The organism is Spirosoma pulveris (genome assembly GCF_054781875.1).
Map to the genome: position 1 here is coordinate 260546 of NZ_BAAGTO010000008.1, position 18598 is coordinate 279143.

Below are 18598 nucleotides of genomic sequence, written 5' to 3' on the forward strand. Positions count from 1 at the left end.
TATTCGGACCAAATTGGGAAGTGGTTTACCACAGGTAACCCTACTCAGTCGACACGCTACAGGCCTAATACACGAAAGGATACAATTTCAGTCGGGTTTTTCATGAACAAGCCCGATATTTGTCCCACCAAAACCATTCCGACAACGAGCGAGTCATTGCCCGGCGTCTTTCTCTCTAATGTCTCAAAAAGTAGTTCTCGCCTTTAGCGGAGGTCTCGATACCTCCTTCTGTGTTAAATATTTGTCTGAAGATCGCGGCATGGATGTTTATTCGGTGCTGGTTGATACGGGCGGTTTTTCGGATGCCGAGCTCAAAGCGATTGAGGAACGGGCCTATTCATTAGGAGTTAAGTCTCACGTAACCATCTCGAAAACAGATGACTACTACCAGCAATGCCTGAAGTTTCTGGTGTTTGGTAATGTCCTGAAGAACAACACCTACCCGCTCAGCGTAAGCGCCGAACGGATTTTTCAGGCCATTGCTGCCGCCGAATACGCCCGCGAAATTGGCGCGTCGGCTATTGCGCACGGTAGCACGGGTGCCGGTAACGATCAAGTTCGTTTCGATATGGCATTCCGGATCATTGCGCCCGAAGCCGAAATTATCACACCCATCCGGGACCTGCGCCTGTCGCGCGAAGCGGAAATCGAATACCTGAAAGCCAAAGGGGTTGATCAGGAGTGGCACAAAGCAGCCTATTCGATCAACAAAGGCTTGTGGGGTACATCGGTGGGCGGTAAAGAAACGCTGACGTCGGATCAGTTCCTGCCCGAGTCGGCCTGGCCAACGCAGGTGACCAAATCGGAGTCGGAAACGATCACGATCACGTTCCAGCACGGCGAAATCAAAGGTATTTCCGGCGCATTCGGCAACGAAACGTACAATAATCCGGTCGACGCCATTCGGAAATTGACCGAACTGGCCGGTCCGTTCGGTATTGGCCGCGACATTCACGTGGGCGACACCATTATCGGGATTAAAGGGCGAGTTGGATTCGAAGCCCCCGCGCCCCTCATTATCATCAAGGCGCACCACACGCTGGAAAAGCACGTGCTCGGCAAATGGCAGTTGTACTGGAAAGAGCAGTTAGCCAACTGGTACGGCACCATGCTCCACGAAGGTCAATTTATGGACCCCGTGATGCGCAACATCGAAACCTTCCTGGCCGATTCGCAGGCGCATGTGTCGGGTAAAGTGCATATACTGCTGGCACCCTACCGGTTCCAGGTAATGGGTATTGAGTCGGATCACGATCTGATGTCGTCGAAATTCGGTTCGTATGGCGAAATGAACAATGCCTGGACGGGCGACGACGTGCGCGGCTTCTCGAAAGTGGCTTCCAATCAGGTGATGATCTACGAGAAAATCAATAACCAGTGATTGGAAAAGCGCGGAAATATTGCGCTCCCCGGAGCATTGCCTATCCTTTGCAACTGTTAGACATAGTCGTTGATGCCTACGCCGGCAGGTCTGCACGTAAGCAGGATAGCTTGCCCGTTACCGACGAGCCCGCCATTCTCCTGATGACCTCCGGGCATCTGGGCGATGCGCTGATTCTGTCGTACACATTCCCGTTGATCCGGCAGCAATACCCCAATGCCCGGATTGACATACTGGCGGGTAGCTGGTGCGACCCCATTTGGCAGGATAACCCGTACATCCGGCGGGTTATCCACCTCAATCATATTGGCACAAGTCGTCGGCCGCTGTCCAAACTTCAGAAATGGCAGGATTTCTGGCAAACGACCAAGGCCGCTATCAAAACCCTCAGCGACACCGTTTATGATTACTCTATCGATATTCGTTTTTCGGATTCGCCCATGCATTTTATCCTGCCTTACCTAAAGGTAAAACGCAAAATTGGCTACGGAACGAGGGGGTTTGGCGGTTTGCTCGATGATGAGTTTTTTATGCCGGACGGCGAAGTTCATAACGTTGACCTGATTCTCCGGCTCCTGAAGCCGATGGGCGTTACGGCCAGACTGGAAACTATCGAACCTTACTTCGTTCATCCGCCCGAATCGCCGGAGCAGTTATGGGCTAAGCTGGGTTACCCGGTACCTGCAAGCAAACCCATTCTGATTTGTCCTGAGTCGGGAGATCCCATTCGGATGCTGCCGGTCGACTACTGGTGCCGGTTAGCCACCCAATTGCTACAGCAAAGCCCCCATCCACTGGTATTTAGCGGGCAGAAAGCCTTCACAACGGAGGTATACGAACGGGTTCGGGCAACCAACCCAACGGCTGTTGACAGACTAGTTCTGGCGGTCAATAAGTTAAGTCTTCAGGATATGGCCAGCCTGAGCGAACAGGCGGAGGCAGCTTTTACACTCGATTCGCTGCCTATGCACCTATGCTGTCTGGGTTGTCCGACGTTATCGTTTCAGACAAATGGCGTGGGTATTCAATTCTTTCCCATTGCCAGCAAGCGAACCCTGGTCATTCACAATCATGCGTTAAGCCGGTTCTTAACGCTCCACCGGCCGGGATTTGAAAGTGAATACGTCACGGATTTCGACGAGCGTGTACTAAGCCGAGCGCTGGCTTGGTTTCGCGCACTTAGTGAACAAAGCCGGGTGTTGGCTCCATAAATCCGGCCTTCATAGCCGGTTTCAGGGGTGAATGCTGGCACAACATTGAATCAATAAAAGAACGCGGTCGTTACAAAAACATGGAAAAAATAAACGTTGGCATTATTGGCGGAGCCGGGTATACGGGTGGTGAGTTACTGCGTATTCTAATCAATCACCCGTTCGTAAATGTGGCCTTTACACATAGTAAAAGTCAGGCGGGTAAACCCGTTTGGGCTACCCATACCGATCTGCTGGGTGATACCGACCTCACCTTTTCGGGTGAAGAAATTAGTGAATTACTAACTCAGGATGGCCTGGATGCTATTTTCCTGTGTTCGGGACATGGCGCTTCGGCAACGTTTATGGCGGAACACGAGGTGTCCGACGATATTGCCGTAATTGACCTGAGCGCCGATTTTCGGGATGAGCACGATGATTTCGTATATGGTCTGCCCGAACTAAACCGGGAGCGTATTCAGGAAGCCATGCGTATTGCCAATCCCGGCTGCTTTGCCAGCAGCATTCAACTGGCACTGTTACCCCTGGCGAAAGCCGGTAAACTGACCGACGACGTCCAGGTAAGCGCTATAACCGGCAGTACAGGTGCGGGGCAGGCACTGGTGCCCACAACGGGCTTTACCTGGCGTAACAACAACGTGTCGATCTACAAAGCGTTTACGCACCAGCACCTGGCCGAAATTCGTCAGAGTCTGACCCAGCTGGAGCCTGATTTTACGTCGGCCATCAATTTCGTTCCTTACCGGGGCGATTTCACACGGGGCATCATGGCCAATGTTTACACACCTTTTGCCGGAACGCTGGACGAAGCGAAGCAACTATACCGGACGTATTACGAAAGCCACCCGTTCACGCACGTCAGCGATGCGCCGGTGGATGTAAAACAGGTGGTAAATACCAATAAATGTCTGGTGCACCTGGAAGTACACGACGGCCAGTTACTGATCACGAGTGTCATCGATAACCTCACCAAAGGGGCCTCCGGTCATGCCGTTCAGAACCTCAACCTGGTATTTGGCTTGCCGGAAGACACGGGCTTGCGGCTGAAATCAGTTGCGTTCTAAGAACGCATCAGGACCAGGCTTTAGCTTAGACAAAGTTATTAACATGAATGACAAGTTAAGTGTGGTGTCAGATTACCAACCTGACACCACTGAAGAAGCCAGTTTGGTCCGGACGTCATAAATACCAACATTCCCCACACCATAATTGAGCCATGATCGAAACGGAACGACTGAGGCTTTCGATGTTTACCATTGACGATGCTCCGTTTATACTGGAGTTGCTGAACATGCCTGCCTGGCTGGAGTTTATCGGCGACCGGGGTGTGCGGACGCTTCATGATGCCGAGAACTACCTCATCACCGGTCCGCTGACAAATTATGAGCAGCTTGGTTACGGGTCGTATCGCGTATCCATAAAAGCGACCGGACAGCCGGTTGGCATGTGTGGTCTGTTCAAACGCGAGATGCTGGATGCCCCTGATATTGGGTTTGCATTCTTGCCGGGCTTTACCGGTGGTGGTTACGGATATGAGTCGGCTTCGGCGCTGATGACGTACGCCCGCGAAACACTGGGCATCAGCCGGATTCTGGGCATCACCAGCCCAATGAATCAGCCGTCCATTCATCTGCTCGAAAAGCTTGGACTGCGTTTCGAACGAAAATTCATGTACAAGAGCGACGGTGAGGAAAGCCTCTTATTTGGTACGCCCGCCATCGACATATAGTGTTTTCTGAGCGTCCTGCCATTTCGTAAACTCCTTCCGGTAAACGGTATGGCGGTCCAGATCGGGCTGAAACGTCTTCCCAAAGGCAACCTTCTCCGCAGCTTCATCCAATGTTTTTACCGCGCCGATGGCTTTCATCGTCAGGAGGATGGCACCCATGGAGCCGCTTTCGTTACTGGCGTTGAGCCGTACCGGAACGCCCGCCATATCGGCCAGCATCTGTACCCAAAGGTCCGACTGGGCGAAGCCTCCGTTGGCGTGAATAACCCTGGCCGGTCCTGTGTGGTCAATCAGAAGTTCATTGATGCTGAGTAAATTGAATAAAACCCCTTCCAGCGCAGCCCGGACAAAATGGGCTCTCGTGTGCTGCCAGTCGACATTAAGGTAAGCCCCCCGGACAGAAGCGTCCCATAACGGGGCTCGTTCGCCCTGCAGATAGGGGAGGAACAGCAGCCCATCGGAGCCGGGATCAATGGTGGCGGCTTCGGCCAGAACGGCGTCTGTATCCTGCAAGGTTAGTTTTTCGGTGAGCCACTCCAGCACATTACCGCCATTATTGGTTGGGCCGCCAACTACGTAATAACCTTCGTCCAGAAAGTAACAGAATAAGCGAAGTTCAGCGTCACGCAGGGGTTGGCGGACCGTCTGGCGGATGGCTCCGCTGGTACCAATGGTGAGCGTGGCCGTTCCGGCTTTAATGGCCCCCGCACCCAGATTGGCCAGACAGCCATCCGACGCACCAATGACCAGCGAAACACCCGCCTGAAGTCCCGTACCGGCGGTTTCGGGGCTGGGCTGGTAAGAGCGCTGAGATGTTGTTGGGACCGGTGTCGATAATTGGTCTGCCCGGACACCGGCATAGTTCAGTGCCGGTTCGCTCCATGTCCGCTTGCTTTCGTTGAATAGTCCTGTGGCCGTGGCAATGGAAAAGTCAACCTCAAACTGACTGGTTAGTTTATGCCATAAAAACTCCTTGATCGAGCCGAAACGGGCCGTCCGACGCAGCAGTCGTGGATCATTTTCGCGTAGCCAAGCCAGTTTGCAAAGCGGAATCATGGGGTGAATGGGCGTTCCGGTTTGGGCGTAAATCGACTTCCCCAATTCTGCCTGAGTAGACCGTAAGGCTTTAGCTTGTTCTTCGGCCCGGTTGTCAGACCAGAGAATGGCATTCCCAAGGGGAGACCCGTCGGCGTTCATGGGCAGCAGACTGTGCATGGCCGTACAGAAGGCGATATGTGTAATGACATGCCCACCCTGCGCTACTTCGCGACTGACTTCGGCGATGACCTGTACAAAAGCTGCCCAAATTTCGGCCGGGTCCTGCTCGGCATAGCCGGGCTCGGGGTTGAGGGTCGTGACGGGAGCGGAGGCATGGGCCAGAATCTGACTTAGATCCGGCGGCATAGCCAGCGCTTTTATATTTGTTGTACCGACATCAACACCCACAAAACAATTCATAAACGAAAGGGAAGGGTTTTGTTACACAAATTCGCGGAGAGCAAAGGAGGGACAGAGAGTCTTTTTGTAGGATTTTCGCTCAGACGCGTGCCACGGTTACCTCGTGCGTTTTAGGGTAATCGGGGCACGCGTCTGAGCGACGGTTCTTGTTTTCTTCTCTGTGAATCGCTTCTAGTCTCTGTGAATCGCTGTGAGAAAACCTTTATAGTTTGTAAAATGACACGGCGTTACCGCCAAAGACCTTTGCCCGGACCTCTTCACCCCAGTTGACAACGTATTCCTCAACCAGCGTTTTAACCTGTGTGTAGTTGGCAGCTACCAGACATACGGGCCAGTCGGAGCCAAACATAAGCCGGTCGGGGCCGAAGCTTTCAAAGACAACATCCAAATAGGGGAAAAAGTCTTTTTTGCTCCAGTTATGCCAGTCGGCTTCGGTGACCATACCGGAGAGTTTGCACGAAACGTGTTTGTTTTTGGCGATCTCTCCTATGAAATTCGACCAGCGGCTGATTTCCTTTTTCTGAATGTAGGGCTTGGCCAAATGGTCGATCACGAAGTTGACATTGGGCACCGCCCGCACCAGCTGCAACGCTGCTTTCAACTGTCTTGGATAGATCAAAATATCGTACGTCAGGCCAAAATCAGCTAGCTGACGAATCCCGTCGATCACGGCAGGACGCGCCAGAAAGTCGTCGGGTTCGGCCTGCGCCACATGCCGGTAGCCTTTTATCTGGCTGTGTGTCGAGAGAGCCTGTAAGCGTTCCGGCAACTGGTCCGACTGCAAATCGACCCAGCCCACAACACCTTTCACAATGTCGTACGTCTGGGCCATTCGAACCAGAAACATCGTTTCTTCCTCCGACTGCGATGCCTGAACGGCCACGCACCCATCAATTCCATTCTCTTTGAGAACCGGCTCCAGGTCGGCGGGTAAAAAATCGCGCCGGATGTTGGCCATGTCGTCCGTAATCCAGCTGTCCCGAACCGGGTCGAAGTGCCAGAAATGTTGGTGAGCGTCGATTGTCATACATTGCTAATGAAGAATGTGAAATGGAACATGTAAACTGGATAACGAAGCTTAAACAACTAGTGGATTGTTCTTCGTTATCCAGTTTACATGTTCCATTATTCACTAGTTATTGATAGCTAACGGCCGTCTGTTTCTGTTCGCCCAGCCCTTCGATGCCTAGTTCGACTACGTCGCCGGGTTTCAGGTACCAGGGTGGATTCATGCCCAGACCTACGCCAGCGGGTGTGCCGGTCGAAATAATGTCGCCGGGCAGCAGGGTCATGAACTGGCTAATGTAACTAACCAGCGTTGGCACGTTGAAAATCATATCGTCGGTATTCGAATCCTGAAGGCGTTCGCCATTGATGCTGAGCCACAGATGAAGGTTGTTCGGCTCGGGAACCTCGTCAGTCGTCACTAAGTAGGGGCCCAGCGGAGCGAAGGTGTCGGCGCTTTTTCCTTTCACCCATTGGCCACCGCGTTCCAACTGCCACGCCCGCTCGCTATAGTCGTTGTGCAGTGCGTAACCCGCAATGTAATCCATAGCCTCATCCAGCTCGACGTAGCTGGCCCGTTTGCCGATGATGATGGCTAGTTCTACTTCCCAGTCCGTTTTTTCGGAGCGTTTCGGAATGACCACATTATCGTTCGGGCCGCAGAGGGCTGTGGTTGCCTTAAAGAAAAGGATGGGCTCAGCGGGTGTGGTGGCACCGGTTTCGGCGGCATGTTTGGCGTAGTTCAGACCCACACAAACGATTTTCGACGGGCGTTTGATACACGGGCCAAAGCGCTCATCGGCCGACACTTCCGGGCAGGTATGGGCGTGAGCGGTCAGCCAGTGCGCCAGACGATCAGGACCATTGCTGGCAAAAAACGATTCGTCGTAATCTTCGCCAAAGTGCGTTACGTCGATATGTTGACCGGTGGGTAATACAACACCAGGGTGTTCGTGGTCGGGCGAGCCGAAGCGGAAGAGTTTCATGCAGAAAGGAGATTCTTTAAACGAAAAGCAGTCTAGACTGCAAGTTTAACCATTCTGCCGCAAACCTAATGGTTTACTGTTGAATGATTGTTTTCTGGTAGAACGGGCTTCAGTTTGTCGTACAGACGGTTGGCACTACCTGAAAACACGGCTACCGGACAGGTATAACAAGCGAATGTCGGGGATGGAAAAAGAATTTCGTCCCCGACATTTACAAAAGGATGCTTTAAAAAGTGCCTAGCTGTTCAGCCGGGTAAAGCCCCCATCGAGTGGGTAGTCGCATCCGGTAACGAAGCCTGCTTCGTCCGAGCAAAGATACAAAGCCAGTGCTCCCACTTCGCCCGGTGCGGCCATGCGGCCAATAGGCTGTGTTTTTGAGAGTTTCTCGAACATTTCGGCTTCCTGCCCCGGATAATTTTTGGCGATAAAACCATCCACGAAAGGCGTGTGTACGCGGGCGGGCGAGATGCAGTTGCAGCGGATATTGTCGTTCAGGTAGTCCTTGGCTACTGACAAGGTCATGGTCAGGACAGCCCCTTTGCTCATCGAATACGCAAAGCGGTCGGAGAGACCAAGGGTGGCCGCTACCGAAGCCATATTCAGGATAACCCCGCCACCGTTGGCTTTAAAGTGAGGTATAACGGCATACAAACAGTTGTAAACACCTTTCACATTGATGCGGAAAATCCGGTCGAAGTCAGCTTCCTCCGTTGTGTCGGCTTTCCCGATATGCGCCACTCCAGCGTTGTTCACCAGAATAGCAATGGGTGCTTCGGTCGCTATCCGGCCAATCAATGCCACCACCTGCGCCTGATCGGACACGTCGACCGTATGGGCATGTGCTTTCCCGCCAGTCGCCGTAATGTCGCTGGCAACCTGCTGCGCCAACTCGCCGTTAATTTCGAGAATGTGAACCGTTGCGCCCGCCTGGGCGAACGTCTGAGAAATAGCCAGCCCAATACCGCTGGCCCCGCCCGTAATCAGCGCGGTTTTATTATTGAGAGAGAACATAGAGAGTGAAAGAGCGAAAGAATGAACGTTCGGGCGCGGATTCCAGCGCTCTTTCGCTCGTTCATTCTTTCGCCAATTTAGAGTGAAACACCCCGTTTCCAGGGAATGAAATCGTCCTGCCCCAGCCGTTCGGCCTGGGTAATTACCTCGCCAGAGGCCAGTCTGATAATGTATTCCAGCATGGCGTTGGCGTTTTGTTCGATGCTTTGTTCCCCGTCAATGATGGGACCGCTATCGAAGTCGATTACGTCGGGCATCCGATTTTTGAGGATGGTGTTCGTCGATACCTTCACGACCGGGCAAACGGGATTGCCCGTGGGTGTGCCCAGACCCGTCGTAAACAGGATAACATTGGTGCCCGAACCTGCCATGCCGGTTGTTGCTTCAACGTCGTTGCCGGGCGTACAGAGTAAGTTAAGGCCGGGGGTAGTAGCAGGTTCGGCGTAATCCAGTACATCCGCTACCGGCGCTGTCCCTCCTTTTTTGGCAGCCCCCGCCGACTTGATCGCGTCCGTAATCAAGCCATCTTTAATGTTTCCCGGCGATGGGTTCATGTCGAAGCCCGAGCCTACCGCTTCGGCCTGAGCCGAGTAATCGCCCATGAGGGTGATGAACTTCTGGGCTTTATCGGTATCATCGGTGCGGTTGATCAGCTCTTGTTCAACGCCGTTCAGTTCCGGGAATTCGGCCAGCACGGTTTTACCGCCCAGCGTTACCAGAATATCGGACAGTTGCCCCAGCGCCGGGTTTGCCGAAATACCGGAAAATCCGTCCGATCCGCCACATTTCAGCCCAACCGTCAGTGCACTGAGAGGAGCGGGTTTACGTTCGAGTTTATTGATTTCAACAAGCCCCAAAAAGGTTTCTTTAACGGCTTCCGACATCAACGCGTATTCTGTGCCTGCCTGTTGTTCAAACAGCAGGAGTGGTTTGTCGAACTTTGGATTCTGCCGTTTAATCTCGGCCGAGATCATATCGGTCTGCAAATGCTGGCAACCGAGGCTGAGTATAGTGGCTCCGGCTACGTTGGGGTTGTTAATAAACCCGGCCAGCAGCGAACACAAATAGGCGGAGTCCTGTCGGGTACCGCCACAGCCCATTTCATGCGTTAGAAATTTAATGCCGTCTACATTCCTGAAAGGACGGTTTACCTGATGTCGGCTCGAATTAAGCGTCTGGTTCTGGGACTCGTCGACAAACGGCTGCATCTTTTTAGCAACGTCCATTTCGCCGGCTTTGTACAAACTCAGCAGCTCGTGAACCTGCACCCGATAGGTTTCGGGTTGAGCATAGCCAAGCTCTCGCTCAAAAGCGTCCTTCAGGATCAGTACGTTACGATTCTCGCAGAATACGAGTGGCACCACCAGCCAGTAGTTACGGGTGCCAACGCTGCCATCGGCCCGATGGTAGCCCATAAACGTGCGACCTTCCCAGGTTGAAACGTCGGGTGGTTGCCAGGAGTACGGCTGCTTTTTGTCGAGTCCGTACGTATCCGCATCATGTTTAAGGTTGAATGTTGTGATGGGTTCGCCCCGGCGGATGAATTGGGTTGCCTTGCCAACGAGTACGCCGTACATCGTAATCGGATCGCCGGGCTGGCGGTCTTCGGTCACAAATTTATGTTTGGCCCCAACGGCATAGGGAAGTTCATACAAGGCATTATCAAACTCAATGTGTTCACCAGCCGCCAGGTTGCGCAGGGCAACGATGACATTATCGGCAGGGTGAACTTTTAACACACGGGCAGGCATCAGCTAAAGGATTATTTTATAGTAAAGAGTCTCATTCGTTCGAAATATACCACCTATGCCAAAAACTTTAACTAACTCTGTTGCGAATGTGACCGCCAATGCTAAGTTTTGACAACTAATTCCTCCCTTAATTATGCCCCCACCGTTGTCTACTACCGAGACTGGCTTTGCGTTGCCCGGTCGGCTGATGTCCATGGATGCCTATCGAGGCTTTGTCATGGTGTTAATGGCGGCCGAGATGCTGCAATTCGACCACCTGCACGAAACTTTCCCCGATAGTGCCTTTTGGGCCTTTCTGGCGCATCATCAAAGTCATGTCGCCTGGGCCGGGTGCTCGCTGCATGATTTGATCCAGCCGTCTTTTTCCTTCCTGGTAGGCGTTGCCCTGCTTTTTTCAATGGCCAGCCGGGCCACCCAGGGGCAGTCGTTTGCGACACAGTTTGGTCATGCCCTGCGCCGGTCGCTGATTTTAATCCTGCTCGGCATTTTCCTGCGTTCCACCCATGCCAGTCAGACAAACTTTACGTTTGAAGATACCCTGACCCAAATCGGTCTTGGTTACCCCTTTCTATTTTTACTGGGTAAGTACAGTTCCCGAACCGGCTGGATTGCTCTGGCTGTTGTGCTGATAGGTTACTGGCTGGCTTTTGTCCTTTATCCTGCTCCTGCCGACGGGTTCGATTACACGGCCGTGGGCGTACCGCCCGACTGGCCGGAGCATTACAGGGGTATAATGGCTCACTTCAACAAGAACAGCAACCTCGCCTGGGCCTTCGATACCTGGTTCCTGAATTTATTCCCGAGAGAGAAACCATTTCTGTTCAATGGCGGGGGGTATGCTACCCTTAGCTTCATTCCAACGCTGGGTACCATGATCCTTGGGTTGCAGGCCGGGCGTTGGCTACGCTCAGATAGGGACCAACGGGCACTGCTAAAGCGTTTTCTGGTGGCTGGCGGTATCTGTATGGCAGTAGGTATCCTGCTGCATGTAGCAGGCATTTGTCCCATCGTAAAACGAATTTGGACACCCGCCTGGGTATTGTTTAGCGGAGGCTGGTGCTTCTGGCTGCTTGCGCTTTTCTACGGCATTATTGACGTGGCCAACCGGCGCAACTGGGCTTTTCCGCTCATTGTCGTTGGCATGAACTCCATTGCAATTTACTGCCTGGTACATCTTATTGACCGCTTTATTATCACATCGCTCCACACGCATCTGGGTACGCGTCCTTTCCTGGTTTTCGGTCCTGCCTACGAAACGCTGCTCACGGGTCTGGTTACGCTCGGAATTTTTTACCTCATTCTGCGGTGGATGTACCGTCGCAAACTCTTTATACGTATCTGATTGTATGCTTACAGCGAATATCCTGAATCTTTTCGATCAAACTATTTATTACGGTACCATCGCTGTTGAAAACGGGCGTATTCGGCAACTGACCCAACTCGGTCCCGAACGCCCCGGTGAGCCCTATGTGCTTCCTGGGTTTGTTGATGCCCACGTTCATGTAGAAAGCTCTTTATTGACACCGCCCCAGTTTGCGCGTCTGGCCGTTGTTCATGGTACGGTTGCAACTGTATCAGACCCGCATGAGATCGGAAATGTACTGGGCATTGCCGGTGTAAAGTACATGATTGAAGAGGCTCGTCGGGTTTCCTTTAAGTTTATGTTCGGGGCACCCTCCTGTGTACCCGCTACGACTTTCGAAACGGCAGGAGCAACGATCAGTCCGCAGGATGTCCGCGAGTTACTGGCGATGAAAGACATTGGTTATCTGGCTGAGGTAATGAACTTTCCGGGTGTGCTGAATCAGGACCCCGACATGATGACAAAAATCAGTCTGGCCAACGCCTTTAACAAACCTGTAGACGGGCATGCCCCCGGCTTGACCGGCAACGATGCCCAGCGATATATTGACGCCGGGATCAGCACCGACCACGAATGTTTTACCTATGAAGAAGGCCTTGACAAAGCCCAACGCGGTATGCACATTCTAATCCGGGAAGGCAGTGCGGCTCGTAACTTCGAAGCCCTGATTCCGCTGCTGGCGGAGTTCCCGGGCCAGATTATGTTCTGCTCGGATGATAAGCATCCCGACACATTGGCACTGGGGCATATTAATCAACTGGTCGTGCGGGCTTTGGGAAAAGGTCATTCACTCTGGCATGTGCTGCGGGCAGCCTGCCTCAACCCCGTGCTTCACTACCGAATGCCGGTTGGGCTCCTGCGCGAGGGCGACCCCGCCGATTACATCATTGTTAATGACCTTCAGGAATTTCAGGTTCAGCAAACCGTAATTAACGGTGAGGTTGTCGCCAGGGATGGGCAATCGATTATTCCTGACTTGCGGAGCGAGCCCGTGAATCAGTTTTCCTGCTCGGCAAAAAAGCCCGAAGATTTTGCGGTGAAGGCAACCGTTTCGGAAGGGCCTGTTCTGATCCGGGTTATTGAAGCGCTCGATGGGCAATTGATCACGAATGAACTGCATCGGGAAGCGAAGGTTGAAAATGGTCAGCTTGTGCCCGATGTTGAAGGGGATATGTTAAAGCTCGTTGTCGTAAATCGATACCAGGATACGCCCCCCGCCGTAGCGTTTATCAAAAATTTCGGACTTACATCCGGCGCTTTGGCCTCTTCCGTTGGTCATGATTCGCACAACATAACGGCTGTGGGTTGTGATGATGAGAGCATTTGCAGAGCAGTCAATTTAATAATCGAGGCAAAGGGCGGTTTATCGGCAGTAGGGGGTGGGTCGAATGCCGAGTCGATGCTGCTGCCACTGCCCGTGGCCGGGCTGATGAGCGATATGGATGGGTATACCATAGCCGAGCAGTATACTAGGTTAGATCAATATGCGAAGTATAGACTTAAAAGTACCCTTCTGGCGCCTTTTATGACCTTGTCCTTTATGGCGCTGCTGGTCATTCCTAAGGTCAAACTGAGTGACTTAGGCTTATTTGATGGCAAAACGTTCAATTTTGTTCCTCTTCAAATAGTCAAATCGTGACAGAAAAAAATTTTATTTGGTAACTGTTTTAAATTCTATTTTTTATGGGTACGTTTACACTTCCCTAGGCTATTCCTAACCTTTACCTCCTTTTACAAACTATGGCTCGCTCACGCTCCCAAACTGGCCCCGACGACGAAACCCTCTGGAATCTGTTCCGCGGTGGCGATGAAAATGCGTTTGCCCGATTGTATCAAAATTATGTTCAAACCCTCTATCATTATTGCGCGCACTTTGCTACTGACCGCGCCTTAATCAAAGATTGCATCCACGATCTGTTTGTTGAACTTTGGAAGCATCGGAACACCATAGGTCCAACCACTTCCGTTCGTTTTTATCTGATGGCTTCCATCAAACGTAAGCTGGTTCGCCACCTGACAGCCGAACAGAAATTGGTTAGCCAGGACGATATGATCAACGGTCGGCGCGTGGGCGATACACTGCCGGGAGCTGATCCATCACACGAAAACCTGCTGATTGCACACGAAGAAGATTCCTACGTGAATGACTGCCTGCATCAGGCGCTTGACAAACTTCCCCGCCGTCAGCGCGAAGCCGTTCATCTGCGTTATTTCCAGAATATGAGCAACGAAGAAATTTCTGCACTGATGGAAATTAATATTCAATCGGTGTACAACTTAATATTTGGAGCTATGAGCAATCTCAAGCGCTATGTTACGCTTGAAAATGTGTCGCTCTGACGCTGTTTTTGCCAAACCTTCCTCAAGCCGGTAACCTTCACACAGTTACCGGCTTTTTGTTTGTCCTATATTTTTTACCAACGACAGGAGGTCGTACCGTTTTCCCGGTCGACGTTGGCAACTGAAGTAAAGTCTCGAATCAGGCTGTGTTTGTGAAGAATCCGTTGTTCGGGTAACTTCGCTGAATGAATACAGACTCAACGCCACTACCCGAGCGGGTACGCCCACAAACCCTAAATGATGTTATTGGTCAACGGAAGCTAATCGGCCCGACGGGCGCACTTCGGCGGGCGGTGGATGCCGGACGTTTACCATCCATGATATTATGGGGACCGCCGGGCGTGGGCAAAACGACACTGGCACTGCTACTGGCCGAGGCCGTTAAGCGGCCATTCATTGCGCTGAGTGCCATAAATTCGGGCGTAAAAGAAATTCGTGACGTGCTGAGTCGGCCCAGTGGGATGTTTCCGCCGGTAGTGTTCATCGACGAAATTCACCGGTTCAACAAAAGCCAGCAGGATGCGTTGTTGGGAGCTGTTGAGAAAGGACAGATAACACTCATTGGCGCAACAACCGAAAACCCGTCGTTCGAAGTAAACAGCGCTTTGCTGTCGCGCTGTCAGGTATACATCCTCGAAGCGCTTAGTCGGGAAGAGCTTGTTCAACTCGTAGACCGGGCCATTGCACAAGATCGGTTTTTGCAATCGAAACAGATTACCGTCGAGTCGTATGACGCTCTCTTGCGGTTATCGGGTGGCGATGGACGTAAGCTGTTAAACCTGCTGGAACTGGTGGCATCGGCCCATGTGGCGGCAGAGCCGCTGACTATTACGGATGAAGGTGTAACCGTCGTAGCGCAGCAGAATATTGCCCGGTACGATAAGTCGGGAGAGCAGCATTACGATATTATTTCAGCCTTTATCAAGTCGCTCCGTGGTTCCGATCCCAATGCCGCCCTGTACTGGATGGCCCGGATGATCGTGGCGGGTGAAGACCCGATCTTTATTGCCCGGCGTATGCTCATTATGGCGTCGGAAGATATTGGCAACGCCAACCCCACGGCTATGATCATGGCATCAGAAGCAGTACAGGCTATCCGCGCCATTGGCATGCCCGAGGGGCGAATCATACTATCGCAGGTGGCTGTTTATCTGGCTACATCGCCCAAGAGTAATACCAGTTATGTAGCGATTGATGAGGCCATTGCGCTGGCCGAACAGACGGCGCATCTGCCCGTACCGTTGCACCTGCGCAATGCCCCTACCAAACTGATGAAGCAGATCGGCTACGGAAAAGAGTATCAGTATGCTCATGCCCACGAAGGAAATTTCGCTCAGCAGAATTTCCTGCCCGACGATCTGAAAGGACACAAACTCTATGAACCCGGCCACAATGCCCGCGAAGCCGAAATCCGACGCAGCTTACAGAAATGGTGGGGTGACTGGTATGGGTACTAGCTATTGGAAATGGGGGGATAGCAGTCTATTTCCGTAACAGACGCTGCTCCAGCGATTGTCGGTAGCCGGACGCCAGCGGAATAATGACATCACCAACCGTAACCTGATGGCGTTCGATTTTACGGATGGCTTTCAGCGCAACGATATACGATTTATGGATCCGAATAAATTGCTCGCCCGGCAGGATGTCCATCATCTCGGCCAAGGTCATGCGGGTATTGACCTGCCGACCAGGTTCATGAATAAACAGCAGGTTCGTGTCCGAATGAATATACAGAACTTCGCTTAGATTGACCCGTACCCAGTCGTACCCATCTTTTACAAAAATACCTGATGGCTCACCCCGCTGAAGCAGGTGTTGAGTATACGCCCGATTGCAGCTGTGCAGAAAGCGGGTAAAATCAATAGGTTTAAGCAAATAATCGAGCGCGTTGAGGGTAAACCCTTCCAGCGCATAGTCGGCGTAAGCGGTCGTAAAGACAATCGACTTTTGAAGGGGCGCAACTAACCGGGCAAAATCTGTTCCCAGTAAGTCAGGCATCCGTATGTCCAGAAAAAGTAAGTCGACCCGGTGCGTGAAGAGATAGTTCAGCGCATCGGTTGTATTGATAAACGTTTGCACCAGGTCTACAAATGGAACTTTGTCGGCATACCGGCTCAGCACGTCCAGCGCAGCGGGTTCATCATCAATGGCAATGGCACGAAGCATAAAGGTTATAAAGCTATCCGTAAAGTAACCATAAAGAATTGAGTTTCCTGTTTGATCTGCAACTCATGCCGATCCGGATACAGCAGCGCCAGCCGTTGCCGGGCGTTGTTGATGCCTGTTCCTGAGCCATTCTTGCGGCCGATAGCTGTCCTAAGTGTGTTGTAAACTCGCAGGTCAAGCAGCCCGTTCTCAACCCGCACGTTTAACTCAAGTGTTGCCGGATGCTCCAGGCTGACGCCATACTGGAACATATTTTCTACGAAAGGAATCAGCAAAAGTGGGGGCAGTTGAGCAGGTTGACCATCCCAATCCAGGTGTGTATGTACCTGCAGCGTCTCGAGTTTAGGAAGCCGGGCACGTTGCAAAGCCAGGTATTTTTCCAGAAATTGAAATTCCTGCTCAATGCTGATAAGCGAGCGAGTGGATTCCTGAAGTGTAAACCGCATAATGCTGGCTAGCTGTTCAATCAAATCGGCTACGGATTGATTATCAGACTGCTGGGCTTCATTATAAATCGTGTTGAGTGCATTGAACAGAAAGTGGGGATTAATCTGTGCTTTAAGGGCTGTTAGTTCAGCCTCCGTTTTTTGCTGAATCAATCGCTGTTGCAGGCGTTTGCTTTGTAGAGCGTCTGCAACGAAGCCATACAGTATGATAAAGCCAAGCAATAATAACGTCACCAGAATGTTTTCGTCAACGAAAGCGGGTTCCTGATCGGTGCGGAATTGAAGCAGTTCAAACAGCAACCAGGCCAAACAGCAAAGCCAGCTCCAATAATACAGCCGTTTTTCGCGCTGAGGCATCCACTGCCTAAACGTAAATCGGTAGCTCAGGTAGGCCAGTAGCCAGATGCCAAGCAGGAGTACAAATAAACCCAGCAGATAGCCAGCCAGACTGCCTAAGTCTGGCAGTTCCTGCGTGAGCTGCGGCCCTAAAAGGCGGTAAAGAAGCCAGCCCCAATAGCTAAGTAGCGCGACTAAGCAGCCTGCCAACAGCAGCGAGGCCCGTAATGATGGGGATAAACGCACAGATTATCGGTTTGGAACTGGGTGAATTTAGTCTGGTTTAACAATTGTCTGCGTGTATTCCGGCTTCATTCGGCTAAGTTCCTGTTGCGCCTTTTGTGGATCAACAGGAGCCATTACGATCGTGGTGCTCAAAAAATCAATTTCCACAACGACCTTTACGTAATACGTTTGACCGGCCTGCACACGAAGCCAGAGCGGCCGACTGTCTGAAAGGTAGTTGCCATCGAACTCCAGTTTGATACGGCCGGGGTTTACGGCTAGCTGAACATACCGGTTAGGAGAGAGTTTACCCATTTTCTCCTCATTGATCTTAAACGGGTAGCCCTTGCCCATACCTGAAATAAACTCTTTTTCGCGGTACAGGATCAACTGAGCCTGCTCCGGCTGGTTGGTCTGCAACTGGCTACTTCCCATTAGCAGGAAGAGGAGCCAGGGGAGTATGAGTAGTCTCATCGCTTTTGACGAGCCATGTAGTTGCGGGAAATATACAGGCTTAACTGAGCATAGAACTGACTGACACGGTCCGAAGGGGCATTAATGAGTTGATACGCATCAGACTGCCAGGTATCGGCGGTGAAGCTCCGTCGGTAACCAAATCGGCTCACCCACTGAAGTGTATGCCTGCGTTTTTCCCGTTGAGAAACTTCTATGTTTACATCCCAGTAACTACTGCTTATAAACAGGGAAGGAATGTTTCCGGAAGGATTATTCTGTAATATTGTCTGGAAAGGGACAGCCTGATTCGTGGTTCGGAACACATTGTAATCATACCGAATGCTGCCAAAACCTGCGTTTAAAAATACGCGTTGATTTCGGGTATTTGCCAGGTCGTACCCCACAAAAAGAACAGCACCGCTAAAATTCTGACGACGGGCTACCAGAGAACCTTGGTTTGTAGTACCGGATGTGCGTGAATTCTGGTCAAGGCCATAGGACGCGTACAGACTGCCTTTAAACCGCTGCCGACGGTAACCAAAACCAACAACAAAAAAATTATCAAGGCCATAATTTTCCTTGATTTGATTGGTCTTAAAAAACGCACGTGGCTGTTGCACAACTCTGCCAGTGCCTAAAACTGCATGATAGATGGAGTTTTTGTACCTTCAGCTATCTATGCAAGGCAGAAAACACGACCGCGAAAAACTCATCACCTCTTTCCACCTTTCCAG

At 51.8% G+C, this 18598-nt stretch carries 17 protein-coding genes; 8 read left to right on the forward strand and 9 right to left on the reverse strand.

The genetic code is table 11. From position 1 onward, the window contains the following. Window positions 1–178: 178 nt before the first annotated feature. The 4 genes from ACYVJM_RS24025 to ACYVJM_RS24040 all read left to right on the forward strand — a co-directional run bounded on the left by ACYVJM_RS24025 (window position 179) and on the right by ACYVJM_RS24040 (window position 4321). Window positions 179–1381 carry an argininosuccinate synthase gene (locus ACYVJM_RS24025; protein WP_461150782.1) on the forward strand — a complete coding sequence of 401 codons (1203 nt, stop codon included), beginning with the start codon at window positions 179–181 and terminating at the stop codon, window positions 1379–1381. After that, window positions 1378–2592 carry a glycosyltransferase family 9 protein gene (locus ACYVJM_RS24030; protein ID WP_461150783.1) on the forward strand — a complete coding sequence of 405 codons (1215 nt, stop codon included), beginning with the start codon at window positions 1378–1380 and terminating at the stop codon, window positions 2590–2592. Before ACYVJM_RS24025 ends, ACYVJM_RS24030 begins: the two co-directional genes overlap by 4 nt. Before the next feature lie 80 nt (window positions 2593–2672). Continuing rightward, complete coding sequence (argC, locus tag ACYVJM_RS24035; protein ID WP_461150784.1) at window positions 2673–3656, forward strand: N-acetyl-gamma-glutamyl-phosphate reductase; 984 nt, start codon at window positions 2673–2675, stop codon at window positions 3654–3656. Between the two features lie 152 nt (window positions 3657–3808). Continuing rightward, the gene (locus tag ACYVJM_RS24040) at window positions 3809–4321 is read left to right on the forward strand and encodes a GNAT family N-acetyltransferase (RefSeq protein ID WP_461150785.1); all 513 of its coding nucleotides are present in this window, start codon (window positions 3809–3811) and stop codon (window positions 4319–4321) included. On the opposite strand, the gene ACYVJM_RS24045 is transcribed toward ACYVJM_RS24040, so the two are convergent. From ACYVJM_RS24045 to ACYVJM_RS24065, 5 genes are all read right to left on the reverse strand, one after another. Next, complete coding sequence (locus ACYVJM_RS24045; protein ID WP_461150786.1) at window positions 4292–5779, reverse strand: gluconokinase; 1488 nt, start codon at window positions 5777–5779, stop codon at window positions 4292–4294. The genes ACYVJM_RS24040 and ACYVJM_RS24045 overlap by 30 nt on opposite strands. Window positions 5780–5981: 202 nt before the next feature. Then, window positions 5982–6806, reverse strand: a complete 825-nt coding sequence (locus tag ACYVJM_RS24050) for an amidohydrolase family protein (RefSeq protein ID WP_461150787.1) — start codon at window positions 6804–6806, stop codon at window positions 5982–5984. A gap of 109 nt (window positions 6807–6915) precedes the next feature. After that, window positions 6916–7770, reverse strand: coding sequence for a fumarylacetoacetate hydrolase family protein (locus ACYVJM_RS24055; protein WP_461150788.1), 855 nt, complete (start codon window positions 7768–7770; stop codon window positions 6916–6918). A gap of 237 nt (window positions 7771–8007) precedes the next feature. After that, window positions 8008–8781 carry an SDR family NAD(P)-dependent oxidoreductase gene (locus ACYVJM_RS24060; RefSeq protein WP_461150789.1) on the reverse strand — a complete coding sequence of 258 codons (774 nt, stop codon included), beginning with the start codon at window positions 8779–8781 and terminating at the stop codon, window positions 8008–8010. 77 nt (window positions 8782–8858) lie between these two features. After that, window positions 8859–10532, reverse strand: a complete 1674-nt coding sequence (locus ACYVJM_RS24065) for a UxaA family hydrolase (RefSeq protein WP_461150790.1) — start codon at window positions 10530–10532, stop codon at window positions 8859–8861. Between the two features lie 133 nt (window positions 10533–10665). Between ACYVJM_RS24065 and ACYVJM_RS24070 the strand changes: the two genes are divergently transcribed. From ACYVJM_RS24070 to ACYVJM_RS24085, 4 genes are all read left to right on the forward strand, one after another. Continuing rightward, window positions 10666–11874, forward strand: a complete 1209-nt coding sequence (locus ACYVJM_RS24070) for an acyltransferase family protein (protein WP_461150791.1) — start codon at window positions 10666–10668, stop codon at window positions 11872–11874. Window positions 11875–11878: 4 nt separating this feature from the next. Then, window positions 11879–13534: an adenine deaminase gene (gene ade / locus ACYVJM_RS24075; protein WP_461150792.1), complete on the forward strand. Its 1656-nt coding sequence runs from the start codon at window positions 11879–11881 to the stop codon at window positions 13532–13534. A 101-nt stretch (window positions 13535–13635) separates the two neighbouring features. Further along, window positions 13636–14235, forward strand: coding sequence for an RNA polymerase sigma factor (locus tag ACYVJM_RS24080; RefSeq protein WP_012925035.1), 600 nt, complete (start codon window positions 13636–13638; stop codon window positions 14233–14235). Between the two features lie 185 nt (window positions 14236–14420). Further along, complete coding sequence (locus ACYVJM_RS24085; protein ID WP_461150793.1) at window positions 14421–15692, forward strand: replication-associated recombination protein A; 1272 nt, start codon at window positions 14421–14423, stop codon at window positions 15690–15692. Between the two features lie 25 nt (window positions 15693–15717). On the opposite strand, the gene ACYVJM_RS24090 is transcribed toward ACYVJM_RS24085, so the two are convergent. From ACYVJM_RS24090 to ACYVJM_RS24105, 4 genes are read right to left on the reverse strand one after another with little or no spacing between them, the layout of a single operon-like run. Beyond that, entirely contained in the window at window positions 15718–16401 is a 684-nt protein-coding gene (locus tag ACYVJM_RS24090; protein WP_461150794.1) for a LytR/AlgR family response regulator transcription factor, read from the reverse strand. 5 nt (window positions 16402–16406) lie between these two features. Further along, the gene (locus ACYVJM_RS24095; protein ID WP_461150795.1) at window positions 16407–17429 is read right to left on the reverse strand and encodes a sensor histidine kinase; all 1023 of its coding nucleotides are present in this window, start codon (window positions 17427–17429) and stop codon (window positions 16407–16409) included. 27 nt (window positions 17430–17456) lie between these two features. After that, window positions 17457–17882: a DUF2846 domain-containing protein gene (locus ACYVJM_RS24100; RefSeq protein WP_461150796.1), complete on the reverse strand. Its 426-nt coding sequence runs from the start codon at window positions 17880–17882 to the stop codon at window positions 17457–17459. Further along, window positions 17879–18484 (reverse strand): hypothetical protein, encoded by a 606-nt coding sequence (locus ACYVJM_RS24105; RefSeq protein ID WP_461150797.1) that lies wholly within the window; start codon window positions 18482–18484, stop codon window positions 17879–17881. Before ACYVJM_RS24105 ends, ACYVJM_RS24100 begins: the two co-directional genes overlap by 4 nt. Window positions 18485–18598 lie beyond the last annotated feature (114 nt).